The organism is Nitrososphaera viennensis EN76, from assembly GCF_000698785.1.
Classification (GTDB): Archaea; Thermoproteota; Nitrososphaeria; order Nitrososphaerales; family Nitrososphaeraceae; genus Nitrososphaera; species Nitrososphaera viennensis.
The window spans coordinates 2,409,963-2,436,031 of the sequence record NZ_CP007536.1 but is presented as its reverse complement, the minus strand read 5'-3'; the positions used below and the strand labels follow the sequence as shown (position 1 = coordinate 2,436,031).

The 26,069-nt window shown below is 46.2% G+C and carries 29 protein-coding genes; 14 read left to right on the top strand and 15 right to left on the bottom strand.

The genetic code is table 11. The features are described 5' to 3' along the window. Nucleotides 1-687: 687 nt before the first annotated feature. Nucleotides 688-1,635, bottom strand: coding sequence for a HEPN domain-containing protein (locus tag NVIE_RS13905; protein WP_158435256.1), 948 nt, complete (start codon nucleotides 1,633-1,635; stop codon nucleotides 688-690). A gap of 716 nt (nucleotides 1,636-2,351) precedes the next feature. On the opposite strand from NVIE_RS13905, the gene NVIE_RS13900 reads away from it, so the two are divergent. After that, complete coding sequence (locus NVIE_RS13900) at nucleotides 2,352-5,135, top strand: hypothetical protein (protein ID WP_144239775.1); 2,784 nt, start codon at nucleotides 2,352-2,354, stop codon at nucleotides 5,133-5,135. 3 nt (nucleotides 5,136-5,138) lie between these two features. Then, nucleotides 5,139-5,777, top strand: coding sequence for a hypothetical protein (locus NVIE_RS13895; protein ID WP_075055790.1), 639 nt, complete (start codon nucleotides 5,139-5,141; stop codon nucleotides 5,775-5,777). 26 nt (nucleotides 5,778-5,803) lie between these two features. Here the strand turns inward: NVIE_RS13895 and NVIE_RS15010 are convergent, their stop codons facing one another. After that, a complete protein-coding gene (locus NVIE_RS15010) occupies nucleotides 5,804-6,109 on the bottom strand; it encodes a hypothetical protein (RefSeq protein WP_144239774.1) in 306 nt (101 codons plus the stop codon). A gap of 407 nt (nucleotides 6,110-6,516) precedes the next feature. On the opposite strand from NVIE_RS15010, the gene NVIE_RS13880 reads away from it, so the two are divergent. Beyond that, nucleotides 6,517-7,371, top strand: coding sequence for a hypothetical protein (locus tag NVIE_RS13880; protein WP_075055787.1), 855 nt, complete (start codon nucleotides 6,517-6,519; stop codon nucleotides 7,369-7,371). Between the two features lie 127 nt (nucleotides 7,372-7,498). Next, nucleotides 7,499-7,909 (top strand): hypothetical protein, encoded by a 411-nt coding sequence (locus tag NVIE_RS13875; protein ID WP_075055786.1) that lies wholly within the window; start codon nucleotides 7,499-7,501, stop codon nucleotides 7,907-7,909. Nucleotides 7,910-7,913: 4 nt separating this feature from the next. On the opposite strand, the gene NVIE_RS13870 is transcribed toward NVIE_RS13875, so the two are convergent. The 6 genes from NVIE_RS13870 to NVIE_RS13845 form a co-directional block, all read right to left on the bottom strand. Continuing rightward, nucleotides 7,914-8,630 carry a hypothetical protein gene (locus NVIE_RS13870; protein ID WP_075055785.1) on the bottom strand — a complete coding sequence of 239 codons (717 nt, stop codon included), beginning with the start codon at nucleotides 8,628-8,630 and terminating at the stop codon, nucleotides 7,914-7,916. Between the two features lie 125 nt (nucleotides 8,631-8,755). After that, the gene (locus tag NVIE_RS13865) at nucleotides 8,756-9,253 is read right to left on the bottom strand and encodes a hypothetical protein (protein ID WP_075055784.1); all 498 of its coding nucleotides are present in this window, start codon (nucleotides 9,251-9,253) and stop codon (nucleotides 8,756-8,758) included. Between the two features lie 81 nt (nucleotides 9,254-9,334). Further along, complete coding sequence (locus tag NVIE_RS13860; protein ID WP_075055783.1) at nucleotides 9,335-9,958, bottom strand: DUF5677 domain-containing protein; 624 nt, start codon at nucleotides 9,956-9,958, stop codon at nucleotides 9,335-9,337. Nucleotides 9,959-10,331: 373 nt separating this feature from the next. Next, complete coding sequence (locus tag NVIE_RS13855; protein ID WP_075055782.1) at nucleotides 10,332-11,474, bottom strand: DNA-methyltransferase; 1,143 nt, start codon at nucleotides 11,472-11,474, stop codon at nucleotides 10,332-10,334. Nucleotides 11,475-11,495: 21 nt separating this feature from the next. Further along, complete coding sequence (locus NVIE_RS13850) at nucleotides 11,496-12,716, bottom strand: hypothetical protein (protein WP_144239772.1); 1,221 nt, start codon at nucleotides 12,714-12,716, stop codon at nucleotides 11,496-11,498. An 82-nt stretch (nucleotides 12,717-12,798) separates the two neighbouring features. After that, nucleotides 12,799-13,764, bottom strand: a complete 966-nt coding sequence (locus NVIE_RS13845; protein WP_227717400.1) for a hypothetical protein — start codon at nucleotides 13,762-13,764, stop codon at nucleotides 12,799-12,801. A 724-nt stretch (nucleotides 13,765-14,488) separates the two neighbouring features. Here NVIE_RS13845 and NVIE_RS13835 point away from each other — a divergent pair. Beyond that, the gene (locus tag NVIE_RS13835; protein ID WP_075055780.1) at nucleotides 14,489-14,914 is read left to right on the top strand and encodes a hypothetical protein; all 426 of its coding nucleotides are present in this window, start codon (nucleotides 14,489-14,491) and stop codon (nucleotides 14,912-14,914) included. Nucleotides 14,915-14,918: 4 nt separating this feature from the next. Here the strand turns inward: NVIE_RS13835 and NVIE_RS13830 are convergent, their stop codons facing one another. Next, a complete protein-coding gene (locus NVIE_RS13830) occupies nucleotides 14,919-15,194 on the bottom strand; it encodes a hypothetical protein (RefSeq protein WP_144239771.1) in 276 nt (91 codons plus the stop codon). A gap of 353 nt (nucleotides 15,195-15,547) precedes the next feature. On the opposite strand from NVIE_RS13830, the gene NVIE_RS13825 reads away from it, so the two are divergent. Beyond that, on the top strand, nucleotides 15,548-15,781 hold the full coding sequence (locus tag NVIE_RS13825) for a hypothetical protein (protein ID WP_075055778.1): 234 nt from the start codon (nucleotides 15,548-15,550) through the stop codon (nucleotides 15,779-15,781). Between the two features lie 300 nt (nucleotides 15,782-16,081). Here NVIE_RS13825 and NVIE_RS13820 read toward each other — a convergent pair whose 3' ends face one another. From NVIE_RS13820 to NVIE_RS13810, 3 genes are all read right to left on the bottom strand, one after another. Beyond that, the gene (locus NVIE_RS13820; RefSeq protein ID WP_075055777.1) at nucleotides 16,082-16,549 is read right to left on the bottom strand and encodes a hypothetical protein; all 468 of its coding nucleotides are present in this window, start codon (nucleotides 16,547-16,549) and stop codon (nucleotides 16,082-16,084) included. 12 nt (nucleotides 16,550-16,561) lie between these two features. Then, the gene (locus NVIE_RS13815) at nucleotides 16,562-16,831 is read right to left on the bottom strand and encodes a hypothetical protein (RefSeq protein WP_144239770.1); all 270 of its coding nucleotides are present in this window, start codon (nucleotides 16,829-16,831) and stop codon (nucleotides 16,562-16,564) included. Nucleotides 16,832-16,897: 66 nt separating this feature from the next. Continuing rightward, a complete protein-coding gene (locus NVIE_RS13810) occupies nucleotides 16,898-18,241 on the bottom strand; it encodes a hypothetical protein (protein ID WP_075055775.1) in 1,344 nt (447 codons plus the stop codon). A gap of 419 nt (nucleotides 18,242-18,660) precedes the next feature. Between NVIE_RS13810 and NVIE_RS13805 the strand changes: the two genes are divergently transcribed. The 6 genes from NVIE_RS13805 to NVIE_RS13780 all read left to right on the top strand — a co-directional run bounded on the left by NVIE_RS13805 (nucleotide 18,661) and on the right by NVIE_RS13780 (nucleotide 23,189). Next, nucleotides 18,661-19,503, top strand: a complete 843-nt coding sequence (locus NVIE_RS13805) for a hypothetical protein (RefSeq protein ID WP_144239769.1) — start codon at nucleotides 18,661-18,663, stop codon at nucleotides 19,501-19,503. A 73-nt stretch (nucleotides 19,504-19,576) separates the two neighbouring features. Then, the gene (locus NVIE_RS13800; RefSeq protein WP_075055773.1) at nucleotides 19,577-20,203 is read left to right on the top strand and encodes a hypothetical protein; all 627 of its coding nucleotides are present in this window, start codon (nucleotides 19,577-19,579) and stop codon (nucleotides 20,201-20,203) included. A 204-nt stretch (nucleotides 20,204-20,407) separates the two neighbouring features. Then, complete coding sequence (locus NVIE_RS13795) at nucleotides 20,408-21,007, top strand: hypothetical protein (RefSeq protein ID WP_075055772.1); 600 nt, start codon at nucleotides 20,408-20,410, stop codon at nucleotides 21,005-21,007. 374 nt (nucleotides 21,008-21,381) lie between these two features. Next, nucleotides 21,382-21,810, top strand: coding sequence for an SRPBCC family protein (locus NVIE_RS13790; RefSeq protein WP_374213700.1), 429 nt, complete (start codon nucleotides 21,382-21,384; stop codon nucleotides 21,808-21,810). 79 nt (nucleotides 21,811-21,889) lie between these two features. After that, entirely contained in the window at nucleotides 21,890-22,369 is a 480-nt protein-coding gene (locus tag NVIE_RS13785) for a VOC family protein (RefSeq protein ID WP_075056227.1), read from the top strand. Nucleotides 22,370-22,595: 226 nt separating this feature from the next. Continuing rightward, nucleotides 22,596-23,189, top strand: coding sequence for a GNAT family N-acetyltransferase (locus NVIE_RS13780; protein WP_075055770.1), 594 nt, complete (start codon nucleotides 22,596-22,598; stop codon nucleotides 23,187-23,189). A gap of 38 nt (nucleotides 23,190-23,227) precedes the next feature. Here NVIE_RS13780 and NVIE_RS13775 read toward each other — a convergent pair whose 3' ends face one another. After that, nucleotides 23,228-23,587 (bottom strand): Rieske (2Fe-2S) protein, encoded by a 360-nt coding sequence (locus tag NVIE_RS13775; protein WP_075055769.1) that lies wholly within the window; start codon nucleotides 23,585-23,587, stop codon nucleotides 23,228-23,230. Between the two features lie 180 nt (nucleotides 23,588-23,767). On the opposite strand from NVIE_RS13775, the gene NVIE_RS13770 reads away from it, so the two are divergent. Then, nucleotides 23,768-24,241 carry a pyridoxamine 5'-phosphate oxidase family protein gene (locus NVIE_RS13770; RefSeq protein WP_075056226.1) on the top strand — a complete coding sequence of 158 codons (474 nt, stop codon included), beginning with the start codon at nucleotides 23,768-23,770 and terminating at the stop codon, nucleotides 24,239-24,241. 110 nt (nucleotides 24,242-24,351) lie between these two features. Here the strand turns inward: NVIE_RS13770 and NVIE_RS13765 are convergent, their stop codons facing one another. Further along, nucleotides 24,352-25,014 carry a hypothetical protein gene (locus NVIE_RS13765; RefSeq protein ID WP_075055768.1) on the bottom strand — a complete coding sequence of 221 codons (663 nt, stop codon included), beginning with the start codon at nucleotides 25,012-25,014 and terminating at the stop codon, nucleotides 24,352-24,354. 114 nt (nucleotides 25,015-25,128) lie between these two features. Here NVIE_RS13765 and NVIE_RS13760 point away from each other — a divergent pair, with 114 nt between their 5' ends. After that, entirely contained in the window at nucleotides 25,129-25,665 is a 537-nt protein-coding gene (locus NVIE_RS13760) for a DUF2795 domain-containing protein (RefSeq protein WP_144239768.1), read from the top strand. A 6-nt stretch (nucleotides 25,666-25,671) separates the two neighbouring features. Here the strand turns inward: NVIE_RS13760 and NVIE_RS13755 are convergent, their stop codons facing one another. Further along, a complete protein-coding gene (locus tag NVIE_RS13755; RefSeq protein WP_075055766.1) occupies nucleotides 25,672-25,950 on the bottom strand; it encodes a nickel-binding protein in 279 nt (92 codons plus the stop codon). Nucleotides 25,951-26,069: the final 119 nt, after the last annotated feature.

Here is a 26,069-nt window from a genome sequence, read left to right as displayed (position 1 = left end):
ATGTATCTCACTGTAAGATCACAATTGGAGATGACGCAGTGTGGCAGTTTTCAGGAGGGAAAACAAGTGCAAGGAAAGCAACAGAATCGCAAAAGATATTATCAAAGACATCTCAACATGACCCACAAGGTTCAACTCAATTGTACCAGAGTAGAATAAGGCCGCCAAGCAAGTCCAGATAATGCACACTACCAAAATTTTGAGTTTTGAATTTCTTGTCATCGAGCTTCTCATGCTCGCTTATGGGATAGCTATCAGAGTTTATTAGGCTGGTGATGCACCCAACACCAGTGCAATGAGTACACTGGTATTCAAGATCATCCAAATTCTGGAATCAGCTTGATGTTATACAGGCGCCACCTGTAGTTACCACTGACTTTGTTTGCATCCGCTTTATTGGTGACAGGAGCATCGATGAGAAAGACTTTGGCAGGATTCAGCGCAACAGGCTAAACGAGATAAAATACTGGACTGAGATTCTCAAGAAAACAGACGTACCACTCGCCATCGTTCCTGCTAATAATCACTATGCAGGCTTTGGGCCGGGAACGGCTGCCGACACTCTCAGGATGCTTAATCTAAAAGAGGCTAGCTGGAAAGATAGAACCCAAACAAAATTGCCATTTTAGCTGTGATACGATTTGGTTAGTTCAGTAATTGATAGAAGATCCTTTTCTTTGGCTGGTTTCAAGCCTTGTCCCATTTGCCATAAATGGCATTTTCAACCTTGGCACAATCATTCTCAACTTCGCTGATAAGCTTTGATAGATTTTCAGCGTATAGAGGGTACAAGTCCAAAGAACTCCTTCCATCTATCATAGTAGGATAACGACCAAAATCTTCATGCGGATAGGTTTTCATAATTGATGTGTAAAAGTTGTACGGATACACTAGCAGAAAGATTTTCTTTCTTTCCAGCCAGAGATCCGCTGACCTGTGGTAATTGTTTCTCCTCAGTGCTTCCCCCATGTATGTCAGAAGCGCAATCATGCACAGATTAAAATCGCCGACATTCAATGTGGGAATATCGCCCTCTGTCACTTGTGCCATGAAGTCACTAAAATGACCACCTTCAGAAGCATATTTCTGTGCAGCTAGCCGTTTTTGATCGATTGGAATCTTGGCTAGCATTGGGACGATTTCCTTCTCATAGTATTTCCGGAATCCTTCACCGACAGGCTTGAGGCTCTCTCTCAACAATTCTTTCCTAAGCTCAAATCGCGACTCGTATGCCTTGTCAACGGGTAATTGCAGAGAAAACTTCCAAAGCTGGGTTTTGGTCATCAACCTGTCCGTCTCGCTAATCCTTGGGTTCGGCTGCACGGTCTCCAATAGATCATTTAGATTCTTCTTGGCATCCTGCAAATCAGCGTCGGGAACGATCTGGGCTGATCCATGACTATCCACGAAGGCTTTGGTTTTCTTATTGATAATATTGAACAGCTTAATCATATCTGCATGGCTTATATCGGCAGGCCTGTCAATGGCGGAGTTCTTTAGTAGAAAGGCTTTCAGGTACTTCTCCAGTCCTTGCTGACAAGAGTAGGCAGCGAACCCATAATCTTCTTCCCGATGCAAGGAGCGCGCCCTCTGCATGTCTTTCTTTGCTTGAATCAGAAACTCGTACCACAGCATACGGATATGGTGCATGGAGAAATCTTATAGTTAAACATGCCTTGTTCTCATTTTCAGCTTGAAAGTTGGTGATCCTGCCGGGTGGCCAGAGACCCTGACTGGAATCTACTTTCCTATTTGGTGTTTTCGCATCCACAAACTTGGCATTTTTCTTTGCCATGAGCATGGCCGCAACTCCTGCACTTTTTCCTGCGGATAGGGTACTCGCTTGAAAAGACATCTCCCAACCCTCCATAATAGCCCATGATTCAATGACATCTGCACGATCACTAATAGCCTTTGTCAGACTCTGCAGATCTGGTACAGAGGGCATATACGTCAGTGGGTACCCCTAGGGTACCTCGACCTCCCATAAACGCCCCTTCAGGACTTGTGTGGGGAATTTCCGTACAGGTTGTTGGACAAACAAGCTGTACGCCATACAACGCACATCTTTAGGTTTTTTGTTTTGCGTAATCTGTTAGGCTATAAGAGAAAAGTTGTAGATTCTCTATTGTTTAAAGTACATCGAATTTCTTGATTTTGTCGAAGACGGGCATCTTTGAGCACAAATTTCCGGCCCTTAATAATGTACATATATTAATATATTTTGAAGAAGAAAAAGCGCAACAGGCGCACACTCTCCGCGCCTAAAGGGCGGCGGTTAAACCCCTCCTTGGATAAAGAAGTGCTTGCATCATCTTTATAGCAATCTATCACTTATGACAAGTCAGTTAATGTCTACCCTCGCGGAACGTTATGCGCAATTCCAACAGGCTAACCTCGCGGCCCAGCAGCAGGCCATTCAGACGGGACAGCAACAGCAGCTTACTTCCAGCAAGGATGTATCTGGCAACGTCTCTTTTAGTTCTTCTCCGACAGGAGCGCCCGCTGCTCCTCCTGCCGGTTCCACCCCTCCTCCAATTGGAAGCATAGGCAGAGGAGGAGGCGGCTCAGGTGGTGGTAGCAGTAGTGGTGCAAACAACAATCCACTGAGTAAGCTCGCAGATGAAGTGCAGTCCAAGCAGGCTCAGCAGAGCGCTCAGGAGGAGCAGCGCAGGGTACAACAGAGGGCGGCACGAGAGACTGCGGCTCAGGCGGAAAAAGCGGCTACGGAAAGACAGCGCGTGGCAGATGCATACTCGGTCTTCCAGCAAGCGAACCTCGCGGCACAACAGCAAGCCCTTGCAACTGGAAGACCTGTCAATTTGAAGGCAGGTAGGAATCCACAAGATGAACTACAAAAATTCGGCTCGCTGTCAGCGAGAGAAGCGCGTGAACAGTTTGCAGACTATGCTGCGCGCAACCCTAGACAAATCTACGTCAACCCCGTGACGGGCGAGCGGGTGATGAATCCTTTCGACTTCATTGCTAAACAGCAGTCAGCAAACGAGGCCGCGCGCAGACAGGGGATCGCAGCGTACGCTGCAGACAAGCGCAGGATGGAAGGAGAGGCCAGGGAACTTGGCTATTCAGTCAAATGGTCAAGGTCGTCCGACGGCAGGTTGCTGAATCAGGCCGAGTACGTGCCTATCGCCGGCCAGCACCAGTACGAGTACGTCAGGCCAGATCCGACCAATCCCTTCAAGGTGCAAAAGCGCGACCTCGACGACCTGACGGCGCGGCAGTCGCTTGTGAGAGACGTTGACAATCCGACTCCCGGCTTTTTTGGGCCGGCGATAGATGCTGCAAAGGGCGCCAGAGCAGAAGCAGAAAACCTTGTCGCCAACTTGAGCTACGGCCTGACCGGCGTGGGTGCAATCTTGTCTGAGAGAAAAGTGCCACGTAGAACGCTCGATTCAGAAGGACGCGAGATCTCCTCGAACTTACCAAGGCCGCCACAGTTGCAGGCGGGCATCGGGAGCGACCTGTCCGGGCTTGGCATGACGGCAGCGTTTCAGCTCGCAACGACCGGAAAAACAGACGTACAAGCAGGAGAGCTGCAAAAAGTCGGCGAGAACATACTCAAAAACCCCTGGTACGGACTAGGAAACATTGGCTTTGAGGCTCTGACGTTTTTCGGGCCGGGAGTGGCGACGAAGGGAGCGAGAGCGGTTCAGGCGGCCAAGACTGCTGCAGACGTGCAAAAATCTCTATCACCGTTGGGGAACATTGTAAAAGTCGAAAAAGACTTGGTGAACATCGGTACCGAGAGCGATCCATACAGGTACGCTGTCGGGCGCTATGCAAAGGTCGAAGGTCAGCCGGGAGTATCGTTTTTCACGCGTCAGCTTGTGACATCACAAAAGGAACTGCTCCAGCCTCCCTCAAGGCTAACAGTGTATACCCGACCAGCCGTCACAATCGGAGAGCGCGGCAGTGAACAGGTGATCGATGTCAGCAAGCTGCCCAAAAAATTACCTGCTGATTCACCGATTCAAGAGTTTGGCGGCGAGTACTACGAAAGATTTGAGGCAATTCCCGGGCGCGGAGATGTGAATGTAAAGGTCCAGGTGGTAGAAAAGGGAGTTTCCTCAAGTGAGGGCTGGACTGTAAAAGAGATTCAAGAGGCGCTTTCCACCGAAAAGGGAATCAAAGAATTTCTTGGAACCGGTGAGCAAGTTGGCTTTAGGCCCGGCGCATCCGGAGGTGTAGGTGGAGGAGCAGGCCCAACAGCTACAAAGACGCTTGACTCTGTACGTAAGATCATAGACCGCGAAAAGCAAGCAGCAAAAAGCGCCGGCACATTCCTTGGAGGCGCTGCAATGGCAGCTTCTAACACCTTTGGCGGTTTTGGCTATGCTGCCGCTGAAACAGCAACAGAGCAGCAGTTTGGCCTGACGTTCGATGTCAGACCTGAAGCAGGAGGCCGGGGCCCGCCAACCATGGATCAGATTTTCAACAACCGCGTACAAGATTCACTTGCAAAACTCGTTGAGAGGCCGGGGCAAGTGGGAGGAGAGGCTAGAAAAGCGTCAGAAAGGATGCTTGACGCGCTGACTGCCGTACAAAACACGAAAGGTAGGGAGCGGCAACGCGCAGTGCAAGTTTTGATAGGTAATATTGCTCTCACTGGCGAAAGCGATCTCGATAGGGCCCTGCGCAAGAATACCCTGGAGCTGATTATCAGCCAACAAGGTTTAGGCCAGCTCCGCACGCCGACAGAAGTCTCAGAGAAATTTCTGAAGCAGTCGTTCAACTTTGGCGTGAGTAGAGATACGGGCACTTTGATTAGGCAGCAAGATCTCCAAACTACATTGCAGACACCGCTCTTTAGATTTCAGCAACAGCTTGTGCCACGTTTCGATGTGCCAAACAGACCTACACCGGAGAGGATAGTCAGACCGCCGGACTTTACATTTTGGCCCACTGTCGAGACACCCGGCAAGTATGCGCAACGTTCCAGAATGGACCGGACGGATTATTTCGAGCGGGAATGGCAGATACCTGACGTGCTCACACTGGCATATGGCAAAAAGGCTGCAAAGAAGTTGCCCGGATTCGGGCGCGACGATTACGGGGACTTTGTGCGTGCTTTCTTGCCGGGTGCTAAGAAGGGCAGGAGCAAGAGGCGATCCTAGGACTTGAGGAAGGACGACTTCATAAAGCGTGAAAGAACTGGAGACGAAGAGAGGCGACGAAAGTTCTTGAACGAGAAAAAGACCCGCTTTGATGTTGATAAAATCAAGGGCTCCGTCAGAGGCAGTTTGAGCCGGGAAAAACTAGCCGACGCCGGCGAGCGCGTACGAGGCGCGATTCAAAAGGCGGCAAGATACGAGCCAAGTGAAAGGGTTGTGCGCGCAAAAGAGGCAGCATATGAGGTAGCTAGCACTGTCAGAGAAGAAATCCAAGAGGCCGGCGATTATTACACGAGCGGCGGCAGGAGATCGTCACGGCGTGAGAGACGGCAACGGTTTAAACTTCCCGAAACAGAGTCAGACTTCGCGGATTATTACGAACAGCAAAATATTGCAAATTTCGCTGCCGCCTTCAGCCCTCCTGCTTTTCGTCTAGACTGGAGCGGCAGGCCGACTGGCAGGCGCTACGAGTCAGATGTCCAATACGACCGAGTGCAACGCGGTGCAGAACCGGAACCTGATTCTGTCGTTTTCGAGAATCCGTACGCCAGCTACTTATCGAATTTTGACCCGTACGCCCGTCACAGCAGCGGAAATAGACGGCAACGTGCTGATGACGATATTATTTCGCGGTGGTTTTACTAGAGGCACTGAAACTAAACGAAACGAGTTTACTTCTCAGACGCCGCAACCTGCCTGCCGTACATTGTGTTTGCACAGCGGCCGTGAAAATTAAAAACAATCAGTTTAGTTTCCCGGGGCAAGCCGAGGCCGGCCTCGACTGGTATGTCTTTCGCCTGAATGAGTTTAGCGTGAAAATCTTTCATGCTTTCGTCATATTCACAGTATACGCTAAAGCGGTGACCCTCGTGGAGGCGCTCACCGCACCATCCGCAATCTCGCTCGATGTCGAATTTATCAACGACCACGCCGCTCTGCAGTGTGAAAGTTCTTTTCTCCTTGCCGAAGAGACGCATGTATGTATGAATCTTATAGAAAGTACTTTTTAAGCTTGTCGTTCACCACAACGCAGTTATACCTAACTTATGACAAGCGCCATCATCTCTATATTCAACTTACTCAATCAGATTAATTATGGTAAAAATGCACCATATCGTAGTCGAGCCGAAAAACTACTTTTGGTTGAAGAGTAAAGGCCAAGCTGGAGACAGTTTCAATGACGTTATAACGCACCTGAGGCGGAAACTGGAAGGCAATAAGCAATTTGGTAAAAAGAAAAGTCGGAGCGTGCCTAGCTCTGGGAGGGCGGGCAGCGACTCCAGTCAACCAACTGCAGAACAGAGGGCTGAACTATAATGAGTATTCTCTACCCTATTCATAAAGCTTGTGTTCTTGTCATAAGTGTAACAGGGGGTGCGGGCGAATGACCGAAGAACGCAATTTCAAGAATCAGACAATTGACACAGGTACGGGTCCAGTTGCTATGCCTGACGACCTAACCCTGAAAGCGTTGGAAAAGATGAATATTGCGCCGAAGGTGGTCAGTATGCTGGCCCAGATGGTGCTAGCTAGCACCGGGAGAGAAAACCTTCTTCAGCAACTAAAATCCAGATGGACCAATCCACAGCGACTGAAGAAGCCCCATAAGGACCACTTCAAGATAATTCGCTCGCTAGAACAGGGCTATGACGGCAGCGAAGCTATCTGTATCTTCTGCAAACGCCGAATGTCTATTGGAGAATTGCAGGTCCATCACCCAACTTACATAATCAATCAGAACGAACTGCAGCAACTACGAGTAGCTTGCATAACTTGCAACGACGCCGACAACAAAAAACACCTGGCTACGGTGCTAGGCAGAAACAGGCTGACTGATCCACGTCAGGGAGAGAGAGCGCTTGGCGGGGTGGCAGTGGTTGTCGGTGGCCTTGGTTCGCTCGATGATGAGATGAACAGTGTGCCCTTCTCAAGCAGGGAAGGGATGAAACACGCCATCATGCGTCCTAGGTATGACAGGTGGGTTCGTGACCTTGTGAACGGTCCTTTTGCGCAGCAACATTCATGGAATCCAAGAAAGCTCGCCGAAGCAGCTCCCTATGGATGCGGTGAAAGTGGGAAGGCTCTGGGGTCAAGCAAAACCTACTACAAATACGTCAGAGAAGATATGGCCGGTGGAATACTGATTATCGTTGATGAAGTAGAGTCTGGGGTATTTGGAGTTAACGTGAAATTGAACAAGGAGTTGCTAGAAAAAATCAGGCAGGGGACTGGACAATGAAGGGCCGCATAACCTGTCCTAATTGCCGTCATACTTGGAGTATTGATCTTCCACGCAACCAGAAGGGCAGCAAGCAAGGACTGCTGCTAACAAGGATCGGAGACAAGCATGAGGAGTTGCTTGCAAAGTGGCTGTCACATCCACCGTATATGCAGAAAAGACTGAGGACGAGTGGCATAAGCTTCTTGGTATGTCTACAGATAGAGCCTTCTCCGGACGCATATCGGAGCTGTTTGCAATTGATGTTGTGCGTCGCAGAGAGCTCGCACAAGTCCCACGATATGATGACGCTATGACAAACAGGTCGCTGCATCCTCTTGTCGCTTACAAGCTTGACATTCCAATGGCAGTGAAGGCCCTGCAGCTAAAAGACGGTGTGAAAGCCAACTGTGAGCGCTGTAGCGGGCGTCGCGCTATTACTCTCGGAAGCTTGCTAGAGGACAAAAGAGTGTGCAAGAAATGCGTGCAGACAGAGCTTGATAGTACTTTTGCAAACGTTATTGTCGATCTAGGGAGAGGGCCTTGTCAGGCTGCATAGTAGTCTAAATCTTGCCGTCAAGCTTGGCATAGATCTTTTCGACGGTATCTCTTACTTCATAAATGCAGTCAAGCGTATATTTTCTGATTTCTCTTTGCTCATGATAGTCCGGGTCAAAATAGTACGTGGGAGAAGTATGGTCCTTTAATGAAACCCTTGGATTCAAGTTTGTCGGATTGTCGGGCAATACCATTGCTTTAGGCCCGGCAAGGACTACGTACAGAGTGCGGTGCACAACTTGATTCCGATACTCTGTAAAAGCATGGTACCAGTGGCCGGGTTGACTGCCCTTCTGTGGCAATTCAGAATCAAGGAAAGAAGCAAAGGCCACGTCCTTTCGTTGGAGTAGACAGCGCAAGCAATTCTTTTGATTATTCATATGGTCAATCTGTACCCTCTCAAAGGGCAGCTGAACCTGAAAAATCTGGCTGACCTCGTGTCCAAGAGCATCAAGGCAACTGGAAAGATGGAAGAAGATGTTTTCTGCGAATACCCTGATCAAGAATTGGTCTGTCGCTGTAAACCATCCCTCCTTTTGGTATAACTGGTGCATGAAATTACTGCTGACGCCCGCCGCAACGAGTTTGTGCTTTGTAGTCATGTGACCAAGGATCATTACTTGATTGGCGCTTTTTTCCACCTTTGGCGTGAGCTTGCTCCAGTGCGGCAGCGTGCCAAAAAGTGAATCTTCCATTTCGTCAGGGTAGTGAAAATCGATCAAAGATGCAACTAAGTATGGCGGGAATTAATTATCTTTCGTTTTTGTTGCACAAGGAGATGCAGTTAGACCGGGAGTAATTCTATATGCAAAATATCTAGATGCTAACTTGTTTATCTATCTTAACCTTATTTCATTTCTGGGCGCGCAAAATTTCGGTAGGCACTCAGCAAGGTTTTGAAAAGTTTTTGCGCAGCAGTATTAGCTTCATCCACATTTAGCTTGATACCGAGCCATTCGTAAACGGTGCCATTCCATGAACCAACTTCGAGCTGTCTGCGGTTGACTTCTGGTCTATGTCTTTTCGGATTGTCAACAGCATAGGCATCTATGTGTTCTCCAATGTCACGAAGTTTCTTAAGGTCAGGTATTGCTTTGTCGAATTCTTCGATAGCGACAGCCATACGAGTGGAGATTGTAATATCTGAAACATTGAGTGCTATTTTTACTGCAGTGCGAAGCCTGTGCAGACTCAAAATGAAAAATTGCAGATCAGCCCACCACCTAAGCATGAATTTACTGTCTTCCGGTTCATTAGTCCTCATTCTTCTGTATTGTAGCGTCACTGTCCATATGGCATGATTTGCTAAACGTTTTGACCTCTCCAAAATCACAGCGTCATTCATGTTGTTCTAATCATAGGTATTCTATTCATATCTTTAAGCTAATTCGTCATAATCAAGTATATCTGATATATTCAGATCTTGTTAATCAGTTGCTTTTGGAAATATCGTAATTGCCATTGATGTCAAAACCAAAAGCCATGTGGAACCTTCAAAGCAGATTTTATCACACAATGAAGGGTTATTGAGAATCTTGGAAACACTGTATCCTACACCACCGTCTCTGGTTTGGACTAAATTCCAAAGTGCACTTTCAGGATCTCCATGTGTTAAACTATTGTAAACAGGAGTAAGCATACGTCCAATATTTGGAAATTTGTCTTTTCCAATTGAGTTTAACATCTCCGCCAGTTTCGGGCGTTCGTTGTACTTCCAACCTCGCTTCCAAACCTCGACTTTTTCTGGATTCTTATAAAGATACAGCATTATTGTTGCACGCTCGATCAGCGATCGCGTCAATACAGATGCGCCAAACAGATACCCTTGCCTGACCAATTCGCGAATTGACAAGGCAATGCTGATACCTTGTGGAATTATTTGGCAAGCCACCCACTGTAAATCAGATTTCACAATCTTATGAGTATATGGTGCGATGTGCTTGTTGGCGTTCAAACATGCGATAATGGCGTTGTCGAATGCCAAAACCGTCTCGCGGCCCAAATAAGGTTCGTTGTCTGGAGTATAGACTGTAGGCTCTTCTTTTTCCACCTAATCGCCGAATAATCTTGCTAATGGCAACTAAAAACCCTTATGAAATTTGGGGCTTTGTCAAAAAAAGTGGCTTATGTTAAGAAAGTCTGTTCTTTGTTAAAAAAAAAGTAGGCCTCGTTTCAAGCTCATTTCTCTAATGTTTGTAAAACTAATATAGAATACAGTTCTAGAGTATTCTGCCAGATATGGCAAATAAAACATATCGTATACGAGAATCAGGCACACACTTTATGATCACCGGTTCACGGCAAGCCTTGCATATTTGGAATGTGGTATATGAAATGACAGACAAGGTTCATTGGATAAGCGGCAGACTCGATAGAATCGTCAAATTGGATAATGAACAAGCACTTTGAAGTAACGACATTATTTATTTAGAAAATGAACCATCTGTTAGCAGGTAAGTTTCTAACGTCATCTTATCCTCTATGGACTCCGCTAATTTCGTTTCTCTCGCTACTGCGTTTATCAATTTGTTGTCGTATGTTCCTTTCATAGCTTCTTCAATGTTTTCTTCTGACGTTTTCACGTTCTTTTCATATAAGTCAATCCCTTTGAAGTTCCTGCCAGTTAACGCACAGACTATGCCAGTTGTGCCTCTTCCCATGAAAGGGTCGAGAACCCAGTCTCCTTCCTGTGATGCAAAATTGATTATGCGAGCAACAAGGTCTTCGGGGAAGATCGCGAAATGCTCGTTACCATAATGTGCCTTCGTAGATATTTCCCAGACGTTGCCGGGGTTTTTGCCAATCGGATTGCATACTGCAAATATCGGATAATGTTTGTGGTCGCCAATTCTCTTGCGCGTAGCGTGTCTCTTGAACTTTCTAAAGCAAGTAGGACAATACTTCTCTGGATCATAACCGTATGCCAATGAAATCTCGCTTGTAGAAGGCAGCGCACTAAATGGCGTGTCTGGCTCTGCATTGTGGATAATTTCTTCTAATTGAGCAATTTTCTTCTTGTCGGGATTAATAGGCTTGTGTTGTATGAGTTCAGGCGGAGGAGTCTTATTCCTTCCTTCTCTGGCCTCATTGCCTCTTACCCTGATGAGGTCGAGGTTGGTATATGATGAATCATTCTTGGACAGAAATAGAATAAACTCGTAAGCTTGAGAAAGATTGTTCTTAGCACTACTTGACACATTATTTTTCTTGTACCAGACTATATCCTCCCTGAATGTGTAGCTCTTTTCAACCAGTTTCAGTGCCAGCCTGTGGGGAATCATAAGTTTGCTGTTATTTCGGCGAGTATCGCCTATGACTATCCAAAGTGAACCATCTTCCGTCAGTAAATCTCTACAAGTTCCAAAGATTTCGGCTAGTTTGTCGATGAATTGCTGGTCTGTCTTTTCCCGGCCTACCTCTTCGACACCATTCTTGCCATAGTGTCTGTGACCATAATATGGTGGAGAAGTTATGATCACGCGATATTTTCCTTTCTCATTAGGATCGTTTGCGAGTTCTCTTAGAACCTTAAGGGAATCGCCTTTGAGTAAATTATAGGAGATCATCCAGATGAGCTTTCCATCTTGTCAGACCTCCACAGAGGATTTAAACTTTTTATAGGGATAGTGGACGCCAGCGTATGCATAAACACAATCAGCTATTTCGCCATCGGCTGTTGACGATGATGAGCCTATCTTTTGTTTAATGATTCTAACACATTCCATTAAACTTTTGATATCTTCTGGGTTCGCCACAAATTTGTCATAATTTACAATGAAACCCGGGTCAGCTTTTTTAGTTAATGAACGTCCTATTTCGCCAATAATGTTGTTTCCATCTCTTAGTAAAAGGGTTCTCTGAGAGATTGCCATCTTTACAGACAACCAAATGTCATCCCATTTCTTCCTAAACACCTTGTTCATGACTTTCCCAAGGTTCAATTGTTCATGGGTAAAATTCTTGGTAACATCGCTTCCGTATAGCAAATCGATAATTACGGCCAAGCCGTCTTTTTCAAAACTCAGCCTTTGGTTGTTTGTATCGTAAGTTAGCTTTACAGAGAAGCGATTGTTGTGTTTCTTAAAATATTCCTCCAGTAGCCTCTTGCTCTGTCCATAGAATCCCTTTGATTTATCATCTTCTATCGTTGCTTCATCCCCTTTGGAGTTAAACAAGAAACCTGCATGCATTTCCAATCTCTTGATACCAAGTCCGAGAAAGGTTTGTGCAATATCCATGTCAACACCATCGCCAATATAGATTGGGATTCCGTTCTGAATCATCTCGGCTAGTTTTAGGAATTTCTTTGCCAGTGCCTCCTCTCTGGCAGCAGTACCGCCACTATCCACTCTATTCTTTATCTCCAAGAATACGAGCCTGTTGCCAATTACATTCAATAAGTCAAACTTCAGCTTAGGATCACTCCCAGTAGACTTCCACTCCTTAACATCTTGGATGCCTTTGATAGACGCTATCCATTTGGGTATTTTTGAAAGGAGTATTCCATTAGCTGCGGTGGTGCCAGCAGCCGCAGCCATTATCTTTTCTATTAAAGCTCCTCTTCCTCCTTTGGAACCCCAAAAGTAGGACGTAACCTCCATGAAGGCGCGATATTCTTCCTTATTATTTTCAAGAGCCTCAATGCCCATGAACTTTGCAGCGAAAGGATCAATGTTAGAAGAAGGATCCGTAGCGTACTCCAGCAGATTGGATACTATGTTGGCGTAAGCTTCACGAAGCCAAGTTTCTTCGCGGTTGAGTGTGGAGGGATTCTGAAGAAGTAGCATTCTTCTCTGTTTAATATCCACATTGCAACTGAAATTGGAACAATATTATAGATTTTTCTGAGGCAAGTATTGATTGTTCGAGTCCGAGTTCCTCTGGACTGTTCTACCTGATGCGAGAAATTAACGATGTATATTCTGCAGCAACTGCAACACAAAGATCTAGTTTATCAAACTTAACATGAACTGACTTAGCAATCTGTGCCTTGATATGCTCTGGAATGCCGCCGTAGCACTTGTTCAGCACTTCGGTATTTTCCCATCCACCCAAGCTTGCCACGTAAGCGAGTGACCAGTTTGTCGCTGCAAGATAGTATTGAGCCATTGTATGCCTGAACAAATGCAATGGATGTCCGGTGAAGTACAATCCGTCTCCAAGCGCGTACATCCTCGTCTTTTCATTTAGCCAGCTGCTTATGTCAAGCTCTGAAAATATCTTTTTGAGCCTGACTGCCATCTTTCTCATAAAATATGCCACCTGCAGCGCGTTTGCCTTGTCGCTCTTGGCATCCTCAAAGAACAGGAATTTTCTTTCTTTTGGTAGCCTGTCATAAGCAGTTTCAACAATAGCGCGGCATTCTTCAGTCGGGTACTTGACCCACCACTTGCCCTCACTTCCAAGATACCATGAGCCTTTCTTTATCTTGGGCTCGAACTGCTCCACTCTAAAGATAGGAGACATGGCAATCCTGTCCCAGCTCATAGATGCCATCGCAAAGGCTCTAGCTCCGGTATGCAGATCGATGTTCATAAAGCTCCAAGATAGCCAGTCGCCCTCGTTTTCCAGTCTTTTGTTTATCCTGTCTATCTGCTCCGGTGTGAGCATGATATCCTTGTATTCACCAAGCTTTTCCGGCGTAGTTGACAGCCCATAGCGCTTGCCTTCACCGTGGGCAAAGTTGATGTTGTGCGCCGAAAGGAAGCTTCGGAATGTAGTGATATTTCTCGTCCTCTGCATCTGTGGATATGCAGAGTTGAACCAAGCTAGAAAGTGCTGCCAGTACTCTATAGCTATTTCTTTGCGCTTTGCAGCGTCTATCGGCACTCCAAAGCTAACAATGGTTTCAGGCATGACCTTTAGCTGGTCGGATATCTCATGGACCATGTTTGTCATGTATCTTATTCTTCTAGCTGGAATCTTGCCAGATTTCAGGTAGGTTATCCATTTTTGAATGGATGGCAGCTGGTTGAACGGTTCCTTGTCTAATCTCTGGTACTGTTGAGCTATTTGCTTTTGCAGCGATATGATGATATTGCCATTGGCATCGCGCTTGATTCCCCACCTTTCTTCTCTTTCCATTTCCGTCAGATACCGTGATATGGTGCTATGGTCTTTGCCAATGTCAATGCCTATTTCTCTGGTAGTATAGTTGCCGTTTTGTATGCTGATCGTTATAGCTTCTTTGATCTTTCCCCTGTCCTTGACTTTGATACCCTTGACCCTTAGACGGCTCTTTCTCCGTACGAGTGCTTGAACCACTAGCAATCTACCCCTTTAGATGTAGCATTACCTAGAACTGACAGAATCACTGGCCTAGTAGGGGGATAGATATACCAGATAATAGATAATAAAGTCGGAAAAATTGTTAGTATTGCTTTATGATCGCTGAAGTAAAAGTTTAGTATTTGTGTATTTTCAGGGCTAGCTTGAATCTTCCCGTCTATGCAACAAGTTACACAACGTTTTTGGTGCATTAGACGCTTGCAGGAAACGATATTCTCAAATAATTAATCATTTTGCCATTCTTGTGACAAGTCACAAGTTTTATCTACTGGGGTAGAGCACTCCCGACAAGTTGGCAGTAAAGAAGGAGCAGCGGCCCTACCTGACGAACTACGGGTACAAGACAATAAACCTGCTAAAGCCAACTGTGAATACTCTAAAGTCAGAGTTTCAAGCCTTCCAGAAAGAAGTGGGAGAAGTGTACGGAAACCCGCTCATTTCTGATTACGTCGAACTGCTTGTCAGGCTGTACATAAACAGGCAGAACCTTCCCCGGCTCATGCTCGTCAGCAAGGGTCCGGGGAGAGTCGTTATGTACGACACGCAGGCGCAGGTGCCTGTCGCAGTCTCGGTAGACAAGAAGGGCAATTTGTCGTGCACCAGAGTGCAGGCGCTTGACCTGTACGTCAAGTTTGCGCGAAAGGCTGTACCCGAGCTATACAGCAAGGCAGAGAGCATCAAAACACGCAAACAGCGCGGCCGGCCTCGAAAGGACTAGCTAATTATCGATAGCAGGGCGCGTCAAGTCGTTCATAAACTGCTCCTTCGTTTGCAATTCGTTCTGTTGCTGTCATCATATAGCCAAGTGTTAATAATTGCTCCGGATGCGTTAGATTCCAAGCTGCTACCAGATCGTACAGATAGTTGCCAAAAAAGTATGGTCTAGGTACCGCTTTTTGAGCATCTTTCAGCGCGAAATAAGTAGCAGCGAGGGAGGATCTAAAGCTTGCAAAAAAGTAAATGAACTCTTCTGCAGTCGCCATGCTGTCTATTTTCATGACCACGCTCGCAGGCAATCGATCAGTTATCGCGTCAGGTGCATCTTCTTCGTATGCTGCGCTCTCTCCTCCTTCCCGACCGGTATCGTCAGAATCATCATCTTCTTCTCACAGTCCTGCAAGAGGCGCGGATGTGTCTATCCGATTCAAGTGCTTCAAAGGCTGTACGAGTATCTCTAAGCGCCTGACCTTATAGCGTTTTCCACTTGTCATAAGTCCCATGCTATATCTCGGCAAAGTATATTAGCATGAGAACAATTAGGATGATTGCCGTCGCTCGCATGTCAGCGCGGCCTTCCGTTTTGGTATGGTATGGCTTGGGACGTGCAAACAAAGTAGAGTGAAAAAGAGTAATGGAATCCAAGCCAAAAGAAACAAGGGATGTTAAGTACGAAGAGTGTCCATTCTGCGACCGTCGTTTTATTGACCGGTCGTACGTGGGCGATGGGTTGTATAAGAGGATGCTAGGGCTTTCAGAAGTTGATGAGCACATCGAGAAGGGCCATCGCAAGCGTTGGGTTGTAAAAGGTAGCAGAGGCAGATGGTTAGACATCGATGTTATCAACAAGAGATTACAGGGACGCTGAGCCTAGCACTCTTCCTTTCTTTTTCAGGTGCTGCTTGTCATCCGCGTTGGCCTTTTGCCTGCAGGCGGGACCAGCGTTCCTCCGTCAGCGACTGACGCGCCGCAAGGATCTTTAGGTACAGTTGCTTCTGTTCTTCCGTTCGCCTCCCTCCGCTTTTCTTCATTGCCAAGAGTTGTGGTGATATTTGTTTCATAATACTTTTCTAGAAAGAGCGTTGCTAATAAAGTCACCTGATTTTAGAGAACAGGGTAGAGCGTGTTTATACTACTTATGATAAGTGCAACTTTGAATGGTGCTAAACTAATTCTGAGCAGGCATCTTTGCCTTGACCGTCTCGCACACCTCGTTTAGCAGATTAATTTCCTCCCTTTCGTTAGGCTCCTTGCCTGCAAGAAAACAAGTAGTACTCTTCTTTCCGGGATAGCAGGCAAAGCCCATACCACGAATAATCGCGATCACCTCTTTTACAGGCTCATCGTAGTCAGGATAGCGCAGATGCAAGACATACCCGGAGCCGGTATTCGTCTGGAAGTCAAAGTTGCCGCCTGATAGCCATTTTGAGGAATCCCGCCCGGTAACTACGCTAATCTCAACTTCTACAAAGTTCTTGCATGGCTTGTCAAAGATAACGGGATTGCGCCGTTCCTCTTCAGTCACATTTGTACGGTTGTTATTGATAATTCTTTGAATGTAGTCTATCTGGATAGCGCCTTTGTTGCCTTGGGTGCCTAGGAACTGGACACTTTTGATGAAGATATTAGGATCCAATTCAATATCGACCTATGGCATGTCAATACGGGCCCTTCCAAAACGCCGGCGTTCTTCCTCATACTCCATGTCTAATTTTCTAAGATTCTCTATTATATAACGTCCATATTCTTCTGCAGTCATCTCCTTTACATCCACCAAATTATTTGGTTCACCTCTTAGTCTAGCAGCGTACCCCGCAGGACTTTCGTAATCGTTATTCATCCTCTCCTTCTTGGCGCTCTTCTTTCTTGTTCTTGCATCATCATCTGCTGTGCCCTCGGAGCCCACCTTTTTTACCACCGCTTTTTCGGAGATAAATTGTAACAGCATTATATAACATTGCTGTAGGGATTTGCATCCGTCACCTTATGTTTGGTTTGTTCCATCCATCTTCTCAACTGCTGCCTCTGGTTTTTCAAGCGACAAGTCATACATCATGATATGCGGTTTAAGCTCATCACGAGGATCGAACTTAGGTCTCTCACCCAAGATTACAATGAAAATGAAACCCAAGACAATGAGTTTCACCACCGGGACACCCTCAACCTCATACCACTCCGCTTCCATGCGAGGGGAAGGGAGTCCCTCTTTGAATATCATTAACTTGTTCGGAAATGTACCGCCCTTGATTATGTAACGTCTTATGTCATCGAACTTGGCGTCCAGTACTGCGTCACGACCCTTCACCAATGCGATGGTTCCAAGTGCAGCTTTGGAAAGCATCCGCGCAATTCTATGTACATCGAAGCGCCCGCTTACAGTGATGCTGATTTTATGACCGCCACCTTGCACTGGTTCTTCCCGGAGTTCCCCCTTTTTTCCGAAGGACTTGAACACCAGCTTGTTGGGGCTCTTCTTCTGGATGTGGATTTCGGGTGACTTCAGTGACGGAAGCTTGCCTTTCTTGTTCCCGATGCTGGTAGTAATCAAGGCCAGAGAGAACGGAAGCATATCATTGATGCCGTCCTCTATGCTGTTCAAGGCGGCCATGCAATCTCCACAGACATATCCTCTTGGAAGGAAGCCGTATTCGTTTCCAAGACTCTCAGGTATTGTATGCTCTACGTGGTCAAAGTCGCCCTGCGTTGCTTTGCAATAAATGCAAATGGTTTCGCGGTTAACATGTGCGGCTCTGATTCCATGTTTCTTGCGGTAATCATGAACCCATTGAAGTAATTGCCAGAGTCCAAGGCAGTAGCTGTCGTACTTCATCCACATGAATTGGCGAATGATATCGCCATGTTTTAGCAGTTCCTGCTCATAGGCTATTGCGTCCGTATCGTTTGCAAAGACTACCTGCCGAGCCATTATTTCGTATGCCTTGGCATCTGTTATTTTCTCTTGGTTCAGGGTAAGGAGCGTATTCCCTTCTCGGATCTGTTGTAATGTTTTTTCAATCTTGTCAAACTCTAGAGAATGTTTCTCACCGGCTAACTCGCGGAGGAATTTCAACCAATGGTCGATGGTGTATGAGGTGTCAGGAAGTGCAAATCTGGCAAGGGCGAGGGCAAACTCCATCGTGGCATCTTCATCGGGAACAGTATATTCGCTTTGAACGCTTTCTCCTTTTTCGGCAGAAATCTTCATCGAGAACTGACCCCCTTTTCGCTCAAGCCTTTTGGCCGCTTGTTCGATGCGATTGTAATTGTGCTGAAAGATATAGTCCAGACGCTCTTGTTCTTCTGCCTCGCTCCGATCTTTGTTTGCCATCTGTCAACCCAACACTAATGTTACAACCATTGCAATAGTTGCAATCTGTCTACCTTCTCATAAAAAACAATTTGTTATATAACTTTATTACCTAGCATGGTGGCTATTCTCTCGATAGCTCCAAGTCATAAAAGAGATTGGAGCCCGCGAAACAAGTCCTTCTCTCTGGAGATGATTTTACTGTTGGCAAAAGTTGCAAAGAGGTCAAACTCTAATGGTAAAGTACAATTTTCAGCATAAGAAATAATAGAACAATTATCTGGAAATAGGTGTTGGCGCGCCCTATTCTGGTCCTTTGGCTAACCTTTTTCATATGGGTTGCCTTGCTTCCGCTTAATTCTCAGGATGTCTTTGCGCAACTATCGAATACATCCGCCAATGACTTCAACTCGTCTGCTCCCGAAAGTAAGCAGATTAACGTGGCCGAAAAGATTTCACTTAACGACTCTATGATAGATTCAGGCACCGATCATCGACAAAATAGTATAACTACCTCCTCTCAGGGACCAAACCCCCCAATTAGAATTGAGATCAGTCAGAATCCCATCTTTCTGATATTGCAATTTGTAATAAGCGGATCGGTCGCAGGTTTAGCACTCTTTGGAGCTAATATCGGCCTCGATAGGCATAGGCGGCCAAAGCTATGTGTAGATACTTCAGAAATTCCAGTTGTGCCAATAGACCTCGTGGCTTTCGAGACTACCGATCCCGCCATACCGAAGCGATATAGAAGATTTGTCCTTAGATACTATGTTAGCAGAATTATCGTAGAAAATTTGGGAAGAAATGCGGCCGACAATTGTAAGGGCGTATTAGAAATTAAAAAAACCAAGCTAAAAGTTTGTTGGCATCTTCCTAGTGAGCGCAACAAGATAACGATTAACTCATGTTCATTAGAATATCTTGATTTGTGTGCGGTATTCTTAGATGACCGCGATCAGATAGTATTACACTTTATCTCGGAAATGGGAGCCCTTAGAAAATACATTGATAGTTTGTCAATTGAAACTCAACAACGACTTTCAATAGTTAGCGACTCCGTGAATGTTATCCTTTCCTCTTATAGGACTGGCGAAGACATTCCGTACATAATTGCACCTGTTGAAGATGGCTGGCTTCATCCTCCAGCAAGAAATAGGATAATCAATCCGGGCGATGCCAGAGTCATAGTAACTGCCAAGAATGGACCTCCCGTTTGGAAGCAGATTACCATTCTTGACAAACCAGACAAAGACAACAGAATTGTACGCTTCAAAACTTAACAGGTTCGGCGAGTTTGCTTTTTCCCGCATGTAGTATCTAGCTTAATAAGAAGAATCTTCTACAAGATTCCTAGTGTCTGAATCAAAAAAAGACGCACTGCTTGTGGGCATTGCAGTGGCCGCCGTCGGAGGGCTGATCACGGGTATCTTTTCAATCCTTCAGTTGACCCAACAAGCAAATGAGTTCAGGGTGCAAGAACAAGAGCTTGCAGTGATGAAAAATCAAACAGGTCTAATGCGTGAGGCCTTGGTTAAACAATCCCATATTGTAATGTACGCCATTCCTCGCACGGGCTTTGATAAAGAGGAATCTACCACATACACTATCAAAGGTGGAGCTAATGGTACTGCTTCCGTAATTGATGTAACAACATCCCCGCAAGTCAATATAATGCGTTTACATGAAAATGAAACATTCACTATCAATGTATTTCTCACGAACGTCGGAAATAGCGTTGCATACCTAGATTCTTACCATGTCAATATTGTTCCGGAGCTCGGTACGAACATTACTAACATGATAGGCAGCCTTCAAAAGAGGATTGATGCCGTTCTTGAGCCAGATTCAAAAGTTATGTCCTTTCCCATAACGATCACTGTTTCAAAGGATTTTGCGCCAAAAGGCAAGATCGTCATAGAGGTGCTACATGATTCGGGCATAAACAAAGTTCTCTTAGAGTATAACTACATAGCTGAATAGAGTCTCGGAACGTTAGTGATTTCATTGCGCAAAAACGATTGTTATTTTGCCGAGGCAAGCATATTGACCGCAGTCTCTATTAGCGAAGTATGACGAGGGAAAATAACGCCAACCCTTGTGTAAAGCAGGCGGGTTTCGAGTCCTTTCATAAGTGAGGAATTTACAGTAAATATATCAGCTTCCATGTTCTAATTTTCGGAATCCTTGGGTAAGAGCGTCCTGAATAAGACTGCAATAGAGAGATTAGAGCTTTTCAATGAAACTGTGGAGGAACTATTAGGTTCTGGCTTGGTAAAAGAGATTGCAGAAAAGCCACACTCCTTCGACATCAAGTTTGGTGATGTTACCCCGGAGGGGAGGCAGAAAATCAGCACGTACGAACGACGAGGATACGATTCAGATTATGTTCAGTCAGCTGTTTTAAAAATCCGGTTGTTCACAAATGACGGAAGAGAGAAGATTTCTCTGCGAAAGATGGACGAGTTGTACCAGTCTCTGCCTATCGACAAAGAATACAAGGACAATATCGCAGGCATCCAAAAACAGACCAACGACTATTTGAAAGAGAACTGCGGAGTCTGGGAACTACCTTCAAAGACACACTCTGATATCTTCGATACTATCACTTATGGAATGATAATTCACAAGAACAAGGGCAAACGTAGTATTGTCAAACAATGGCAAAAGAGCGGTTTCCTATGGCAGCAAGCTCTCTATGACTTTGAATCGACGGTTCGTCGTTTGAGTGTCGCTATGAAAATCGTTCAGAATAACAACGTCGCTATACTGAAACAGTACGGCTGAAACTGTTGCAATGTGTCCACCATGTCCACCATGCTATAAACGAAGAATTATTCTATAACCTTATATCATTCCAGTAGTTTTCGGATAATGATGTTGTTCCACAATGCCGTAAGAGAATACGACGCACTGTGGAGCCAGACAAGAAATAATTTCTTGCCAGTCCGTCAAGGGGTTCTACCAAAAATCATGCCAACTCGCATGATGCAATCCCGACGGGCCCGCTCTCATATTGGGTTCAGAAACCTTTTTTCTACGATAACTTTTCCGGTCGGAAGAACCACATGAACTTCCAGCCTTCTGTTATCAGTTTTTCTGCTTCTTCGCTTGACACTATGCGCTAGCTGAGACTTTATTTACTAACGAACATAATTAATATTGTGGACACGAAAAAAACAATCAAAGTTCAAGCAGTAATCAATGCTCCTGTAGAAAAAGTTTGGAAACTTTGGACTACTCCCGAGCACATTACTAAATGGAACAATGCTTCAGACGACTGGCACACACCACGGGCAGAAAATGATTTGCGGGCAGGTGGAAAATTCCTTTACCGAATGGAAGCAAAAGATGGCAGCTTTGGCTTTGACTTTGTCGGCGCATATGACGAAATAAAAAGGAATGAATTGATTGCTTACACTCTTGACGATGAAAGAAAAGTGAAGGTTACTTTCACAAAGAATAACGATGTTGAAACCAAAGTGGTGGAAACTTTTGAAGCCGAAAGCACTAATCCCCTTGAAATGCAGCGTGGCGGATGGCAAGCTATTTTGGACAACTTTAAAAAATACGTTGAAGCAAGTAATTGAAAAGATATCATCGGTGACCTTTCTAGCAAGACTCCCCTTGGGGAGCAATGCCTTTTATCCCATTTGCTATAGGACACCTATGAACAAAGCTATTATCCAAAAAATCACACCACATTTATGGTTTGACAAAGAAGCGAAGGAGGCGGCCGAGTTCTATGCATCCATATTCCCGAACTCAAGGATAACGAATGTGACGACAATCCGCGACACGCCATCTGGCGATTGCGATGTCGTTTCATTTGAGCTCTCCGGTCAGCCGTTTATGGCCATAAGTGCGGGACCTCTTTTCAAGTTCAACGAGTCTGTCTCATTCATGATATATTGTGACACCCAAGAAGAGATTGACTACTACTGGGACAAGCTTTCTGCAGTTCCCGAAGCCGAACAGTGTGGCTGGCTCAAAGACAAGTATGGCCTCTCATGGCAGGTTGTGCCTACTGTTATGGGCGAGATGATGAAGGATAAAGACGAGAAGAAAATAGCGCGAGTAACCGAAGCGTTTCTTAAAATGAAAAAGTTTGATATTGCCACTCTGCAAAAAGCATACGCAGGGCAATAATAGAAGATGAACATCCAGTTCATTTTGAAAATTCCAGCAGAGGACAGAAAGCACATGGCCGACTTTTACACCAAAGTGTTTGTTTGGAAAACCCAACATCTTGATGTTTACAAAAAGAGAGAGTAAACTACGAGCAAGAGATGCTTAAATCGACAGATCCTCTCACTTGCTGTGAAAGGAAAACAATATTTTTTGCTATGCAATCATTATTTCTACCTCAAGAATTATGACAGCCCCACTAATCAAGATCGCTACAGCGTCCAACCAGGCTCCGGCAATTGATGTCCTGGTACTGGCGTTTAGCGCGGACCCTGCTGCGCGTTGGGCGTGGCCTGACCCGCAACAGTACCTCACGCATTTCCCTGGCTTTGTCAAGGCATTCGGAGGAAGAGCGTTTGCACATGGGAGCGCATTCTATGTTGACGGCTACGCCGGCGCAGCGCTGTGGCTTCCACCGGACGTCCACCCTGACGAAGAAGGTCTAGACACGCTGTTGCGACGCACCGTGCCTGCAGAGATTCAAAAGGACGTCCTTTCGGTATTTGAGCAGATGGGCAGCTATCATCCAAGCGAGCCGCACTGGTATTTGCCGCTCATAGGCGTCGACCCGTCTCAACAAGGCAAGGGATTCGGCTCTGTTCTAATGCAGCATGCACTTGTCACGTGCGATCGCGACCACAAGCTTGCCTATCTTGAATCTTCAAATCCAAAGAATATCCCCCTCTACGAACGGCACGGGTTTGAGCTACTTGGCACCATCCAGGCGGGCAAGTCGCCGACCATCTTTCCGATGCTCCGCAAACCAAGAACCCCAAGATGACACGACATTACAAGAATAACGACTTGTACACTATACTGCTACGCTGTGCTTGTAGTTGCTGCTCCGCTGCCAATGTTTACCAGAATGTCACCTGTCGACTGGTCAACCTGCACAGGATAAGACTTTTGGTCGGTCGCCCACACCGTTGCATCAGACACTTTACCGCTGCGCACGTCAAAAAGAGCATGGTGCCAGGGACATTTGAGGTCGTGCCCCATAAGCTCGCCTTCTTCTAGGGGCCCTCCTTCGTGGGAGCAGACCGCGTCCATAGCATATACCTTGCCTTCCACCAGGGCCAGCACAATCTTGTTTCCTTCGACCTCGACTCCTAGAAGGCCGCCTTCCTTCAAGTCGCCCTTGTTTGCCACTTTTTGAAACCCTCTGGCTTCTCCTGCCATGCAGCATATAGTGCTCCCTTTCTATATACGGGTTTGACCAACCATGCCATGCATTACCACACGGGCTATTTCACCAGAATCGCGCGAAAAAGATCATCACTGACACAATGAACGTTCGTACATTTTTTGTTACGGTGCTCTCAATGTTTATATCAAAATTTGACTCTAAGGTATATGCACATGAAACTTGTACAAGCTATGCCGGGCATGCCAAGTCCGGTCACCGAAGCAGAAGTCGAAAGATTCCTTGAAAGCAAGCTCAACATCCAGCTGGCCACCATTGACGAGGAAGGCTACCCGAATATCCAACCCATCTGGTTCTACTACGACAGGGAATCCGGCAAGATATACGCCGGCACACAAAAGATGACAAAAAAGATCCAGAACATACGGAGGAACCCTGACAAGATCTACTTTTCCATTGACGACGAGAACTTTCCGTACAAGGGGGTAAAAGGAAGGGGAGAAGCAAGCATATCCGAAGACAGGCAAAAGAACGCGGCAGTCATGGAAAAGATAAACCTAAAGTACCTTGGCACGCTTGAACACCCGCTGGCAAAGATGTTGATGGAAAACGCCAGAAATGGGACAGAGCTCGTGATCGAGATCACGCCGAAATTCTTCTCTGCGTGGGATTTCAGCAAGACAATGTAGAGAGAGATCTATCTTTGCCAAGCTTCTTCTTTCACATCCGTCCATTCATCACTGTGTTTTGTAAAGGCTGCACAGATGTTGAAGAAGGAACCAGAGAGCCATCATAATCATCATGGAGCATAATCCATCAAATAGTCAGGAGGTTTGTCGAGGTTCTGGGCATCAACCCTCACGTGCACGCTCACCCAGTAGTGAAACGACTGCGGATTGCCTATAAGCGACGCCTCAAGCGGAAATTCAACCCTGTCTTTTGGCATGTCCGATATTCGCGTCATTGGTACTATGTACTTCTCACGGGTGTTGTTATAGACAGCAAAATACCACCCCTTTGCGGCAAAATTAGAGTCTGGCGCAAAATTTGGCAAGATTGCCGTGTAGACGTGTGTGGAAGTGATAATGTGCCATACATAGGTTGTTTCGTATTTTTCATTCATGTTAGGATCGCCAGCAAGCCCGGCTGTCAGGAGAAACGCGCCGCTATTATCGATCTTGCGGACGCCGGCCCACAGGATGTCATGATATCCCATGACAGCCGGCACAGTGCTCGTTTTGTATTGCTTGTCTGGCCTTGCATCGCCTCTCTGATCAACTATGAGGCTACCGTTGTCTGTGCCAGTGTAAAATCCAATCTTGTCATTCTGCATAGCTGGCGATGAGGATGATGGCGACAGGGATGATTGCTGCAACACCCCGGACGCAAAAGCCACAACCACAGCTATCAATATCAGGCTTGTTGCTGCGATGACTACGACGAACAGCTTCTTGTCCACCAACAGAGATGACGCGACATAATAAGCGTAAGAGGGCTATTTTTGACTACGGCAACATTCTTCAACGCAAGCAGGCCATCCGGAAACTGCTTTTAAAAATTGGCGCGAATAAGATGCATGACGACAGAACGCGCCCCTGACCGCAGCAAGGACACCATCAGCGCGGCGGCCCACCGGTCAACATTTGACACCGAAAAAATCAACCGCGCCATAGAGCGGGTCGCAAGAGGAGACGACCGGTTCATAGACAGCGCGATTGGCCAGCTGGAAGGCCTGCCGTTCCCGGCGTTCAAGCACAAGATCTTGGAGCACGCCAGAAACAAAACGCAGGATCAAGACGTCATCGGGCTGTTTGAAGGCCTTGACGGCTATATCGCGTTCAGGGACACGTACCACCTGCGCAAGGCGATAGAGGAAAACGGCAAAAAGTACAAGCAGCAGAGCCAGATATCTGACGAGACAAGAAAACGCCCCAACTTTGCGAGGCGGGAGATACGCGGCGGGAGCATAAATGAAAAGAGAGGTTGCAAACAAGAGCGAGGAAAGAAAGGACTATCCAGAGATCCCTCCCACGACGCCATCAAATTACATATGCGATACGCGCGGCAAAGAATTCCAGAACCAGCACGACCTCGTGCAGCACAAACGGTTTGAAGGCGATTAAGCTGTTGTTTTTGTTGGTTTGCCAGGACTATTAGGCGGGAATGGCTGTGCCAGCGTGACTTCTGTTATCCATTCGCACTTGATGTTGGCCTTGGAATGATGCTTTTCGATGGCATCAATGTCAGGCCCTTCTAGCAGGCAAAAGCACACGCCGGAATCCATGTTGTAGAAAAGGTTGACGTGTGTGACTCCAAACTCGTCGGTCGGCGACATGCACAGTTCCTTCAGGTTTGATTCGCTGAACGGCACCTTGTGGACGTCGAGAAAAATCGGCACAGGGGTTATAACAGAAAATTTAGAATATAAGACTTGCTATCATATATTTAATTAATTTCGTGATCATAACTTGCTATAAAAATCTCACATAAGACGCACTGTTACTTTATATCTTTAGC

Coding starts and splice junctions, on each gene's coding strand:
- NVIE_RS13905 (WP_158435256.1), bottom strand. CDS start 1,635: ATGCTGTGGTACGAGTTTCTGATTCAAGCAAAGAAAGACATGCAGAGG.
- NVIE_RS13900 (WP_144239775.1), top strand. CDS start 2,352: ATGTCTACCCTCGCGGAACGTTATGCGCAATTCCAACAGGCTAACCTC.
- NVIE_RS15010 (WP_144239774.1), bottom strand. CDS start 6,109: ATGCGTCTCTTCGGCAAGGAGAAAAGAACTTTCACACTGCAGAGCGGC.
- NVIE_RS13880 (WP_075055787.1), top strand. CDS start 6,517: ATGACCGAAGAACGCAATTTCAAGAATCAGACAATTGACACAGGTACG.
- NVIE_RS13865 (WP_075055784.1), bottom strand. CDS start 9,253: ATGAATGACGCTGTGATTTTGGAGAGGTCAAAACGTTTAGCAAATCAT.
- NVIE_RS13855 (WP_075055782.1), bottom strand. CDS start 11,474: ATGATCTCCTATAATTTACTCAAAGGCGATTCCCTTAAGGTTCTAAGA.
- NVIE_RS13845 (WP_227717400.1), bottom strand. CDS start 13,764: ATGCCTGAAACCATTGTTAGCTTTGGAGTGCCGATAGACGCTGCAAAG.
- NVIE_RS13830 (WP_144239771.1), bottom strand. CDS start 15,194: ATGAAAATAGACAGCATGGCGACTGCAGAAGAGTTCATTTACTTTTTT.
- NVIE_RS13825 (WP_075055778.1), top strand. CDS start 15,548: ATGGAATCCAAGCCAAAAGAAACAAGGGATGTTAAGTACGAAGAGTGT.
- NVIE_RS13810 (WP_075055775.1), bottom strand. CDS start 18,241: ATGGCAAACAAAGATCGGAGCGAGGCAGAAGAACAAGAGCGTCTGGAC.
- NVIE_RS13785 (WP_075056227.1), top strand. CDS start 21,890: ATGAACAAAGCTATTATCCAAAAAATCACACCACATTTATGGTTTGAC.
- NVIE_RS13780 (WP_075055770.1), top strand. CDS start 22,596: ATGACAGCCCCACTAATCAAGATCGCTACAGCGTCCAACCAGGCTCCG.
- NVIE_RS13775 (WP_075055769.1), bottom strand. CDS start 23,587: ATGGCAGGAGAAGCCAGAGGGTTTCAAAAAGTGGCAAACAAGGGCGAC.
- NVIE_RS13770 (WP_075056226.1), top strand. CDS start 23,768: ATGAAACTTGTACAAGCTATGCCGGGCATGCCAAGTCCGGTCACCGAA.
- NVIE_RS13760 (WP_144239768.1), top strand. CDS start 25,129: ATGACGACAGAACGCGCCCCTGACCGCAGCAAGGACACCATCAGCGCG.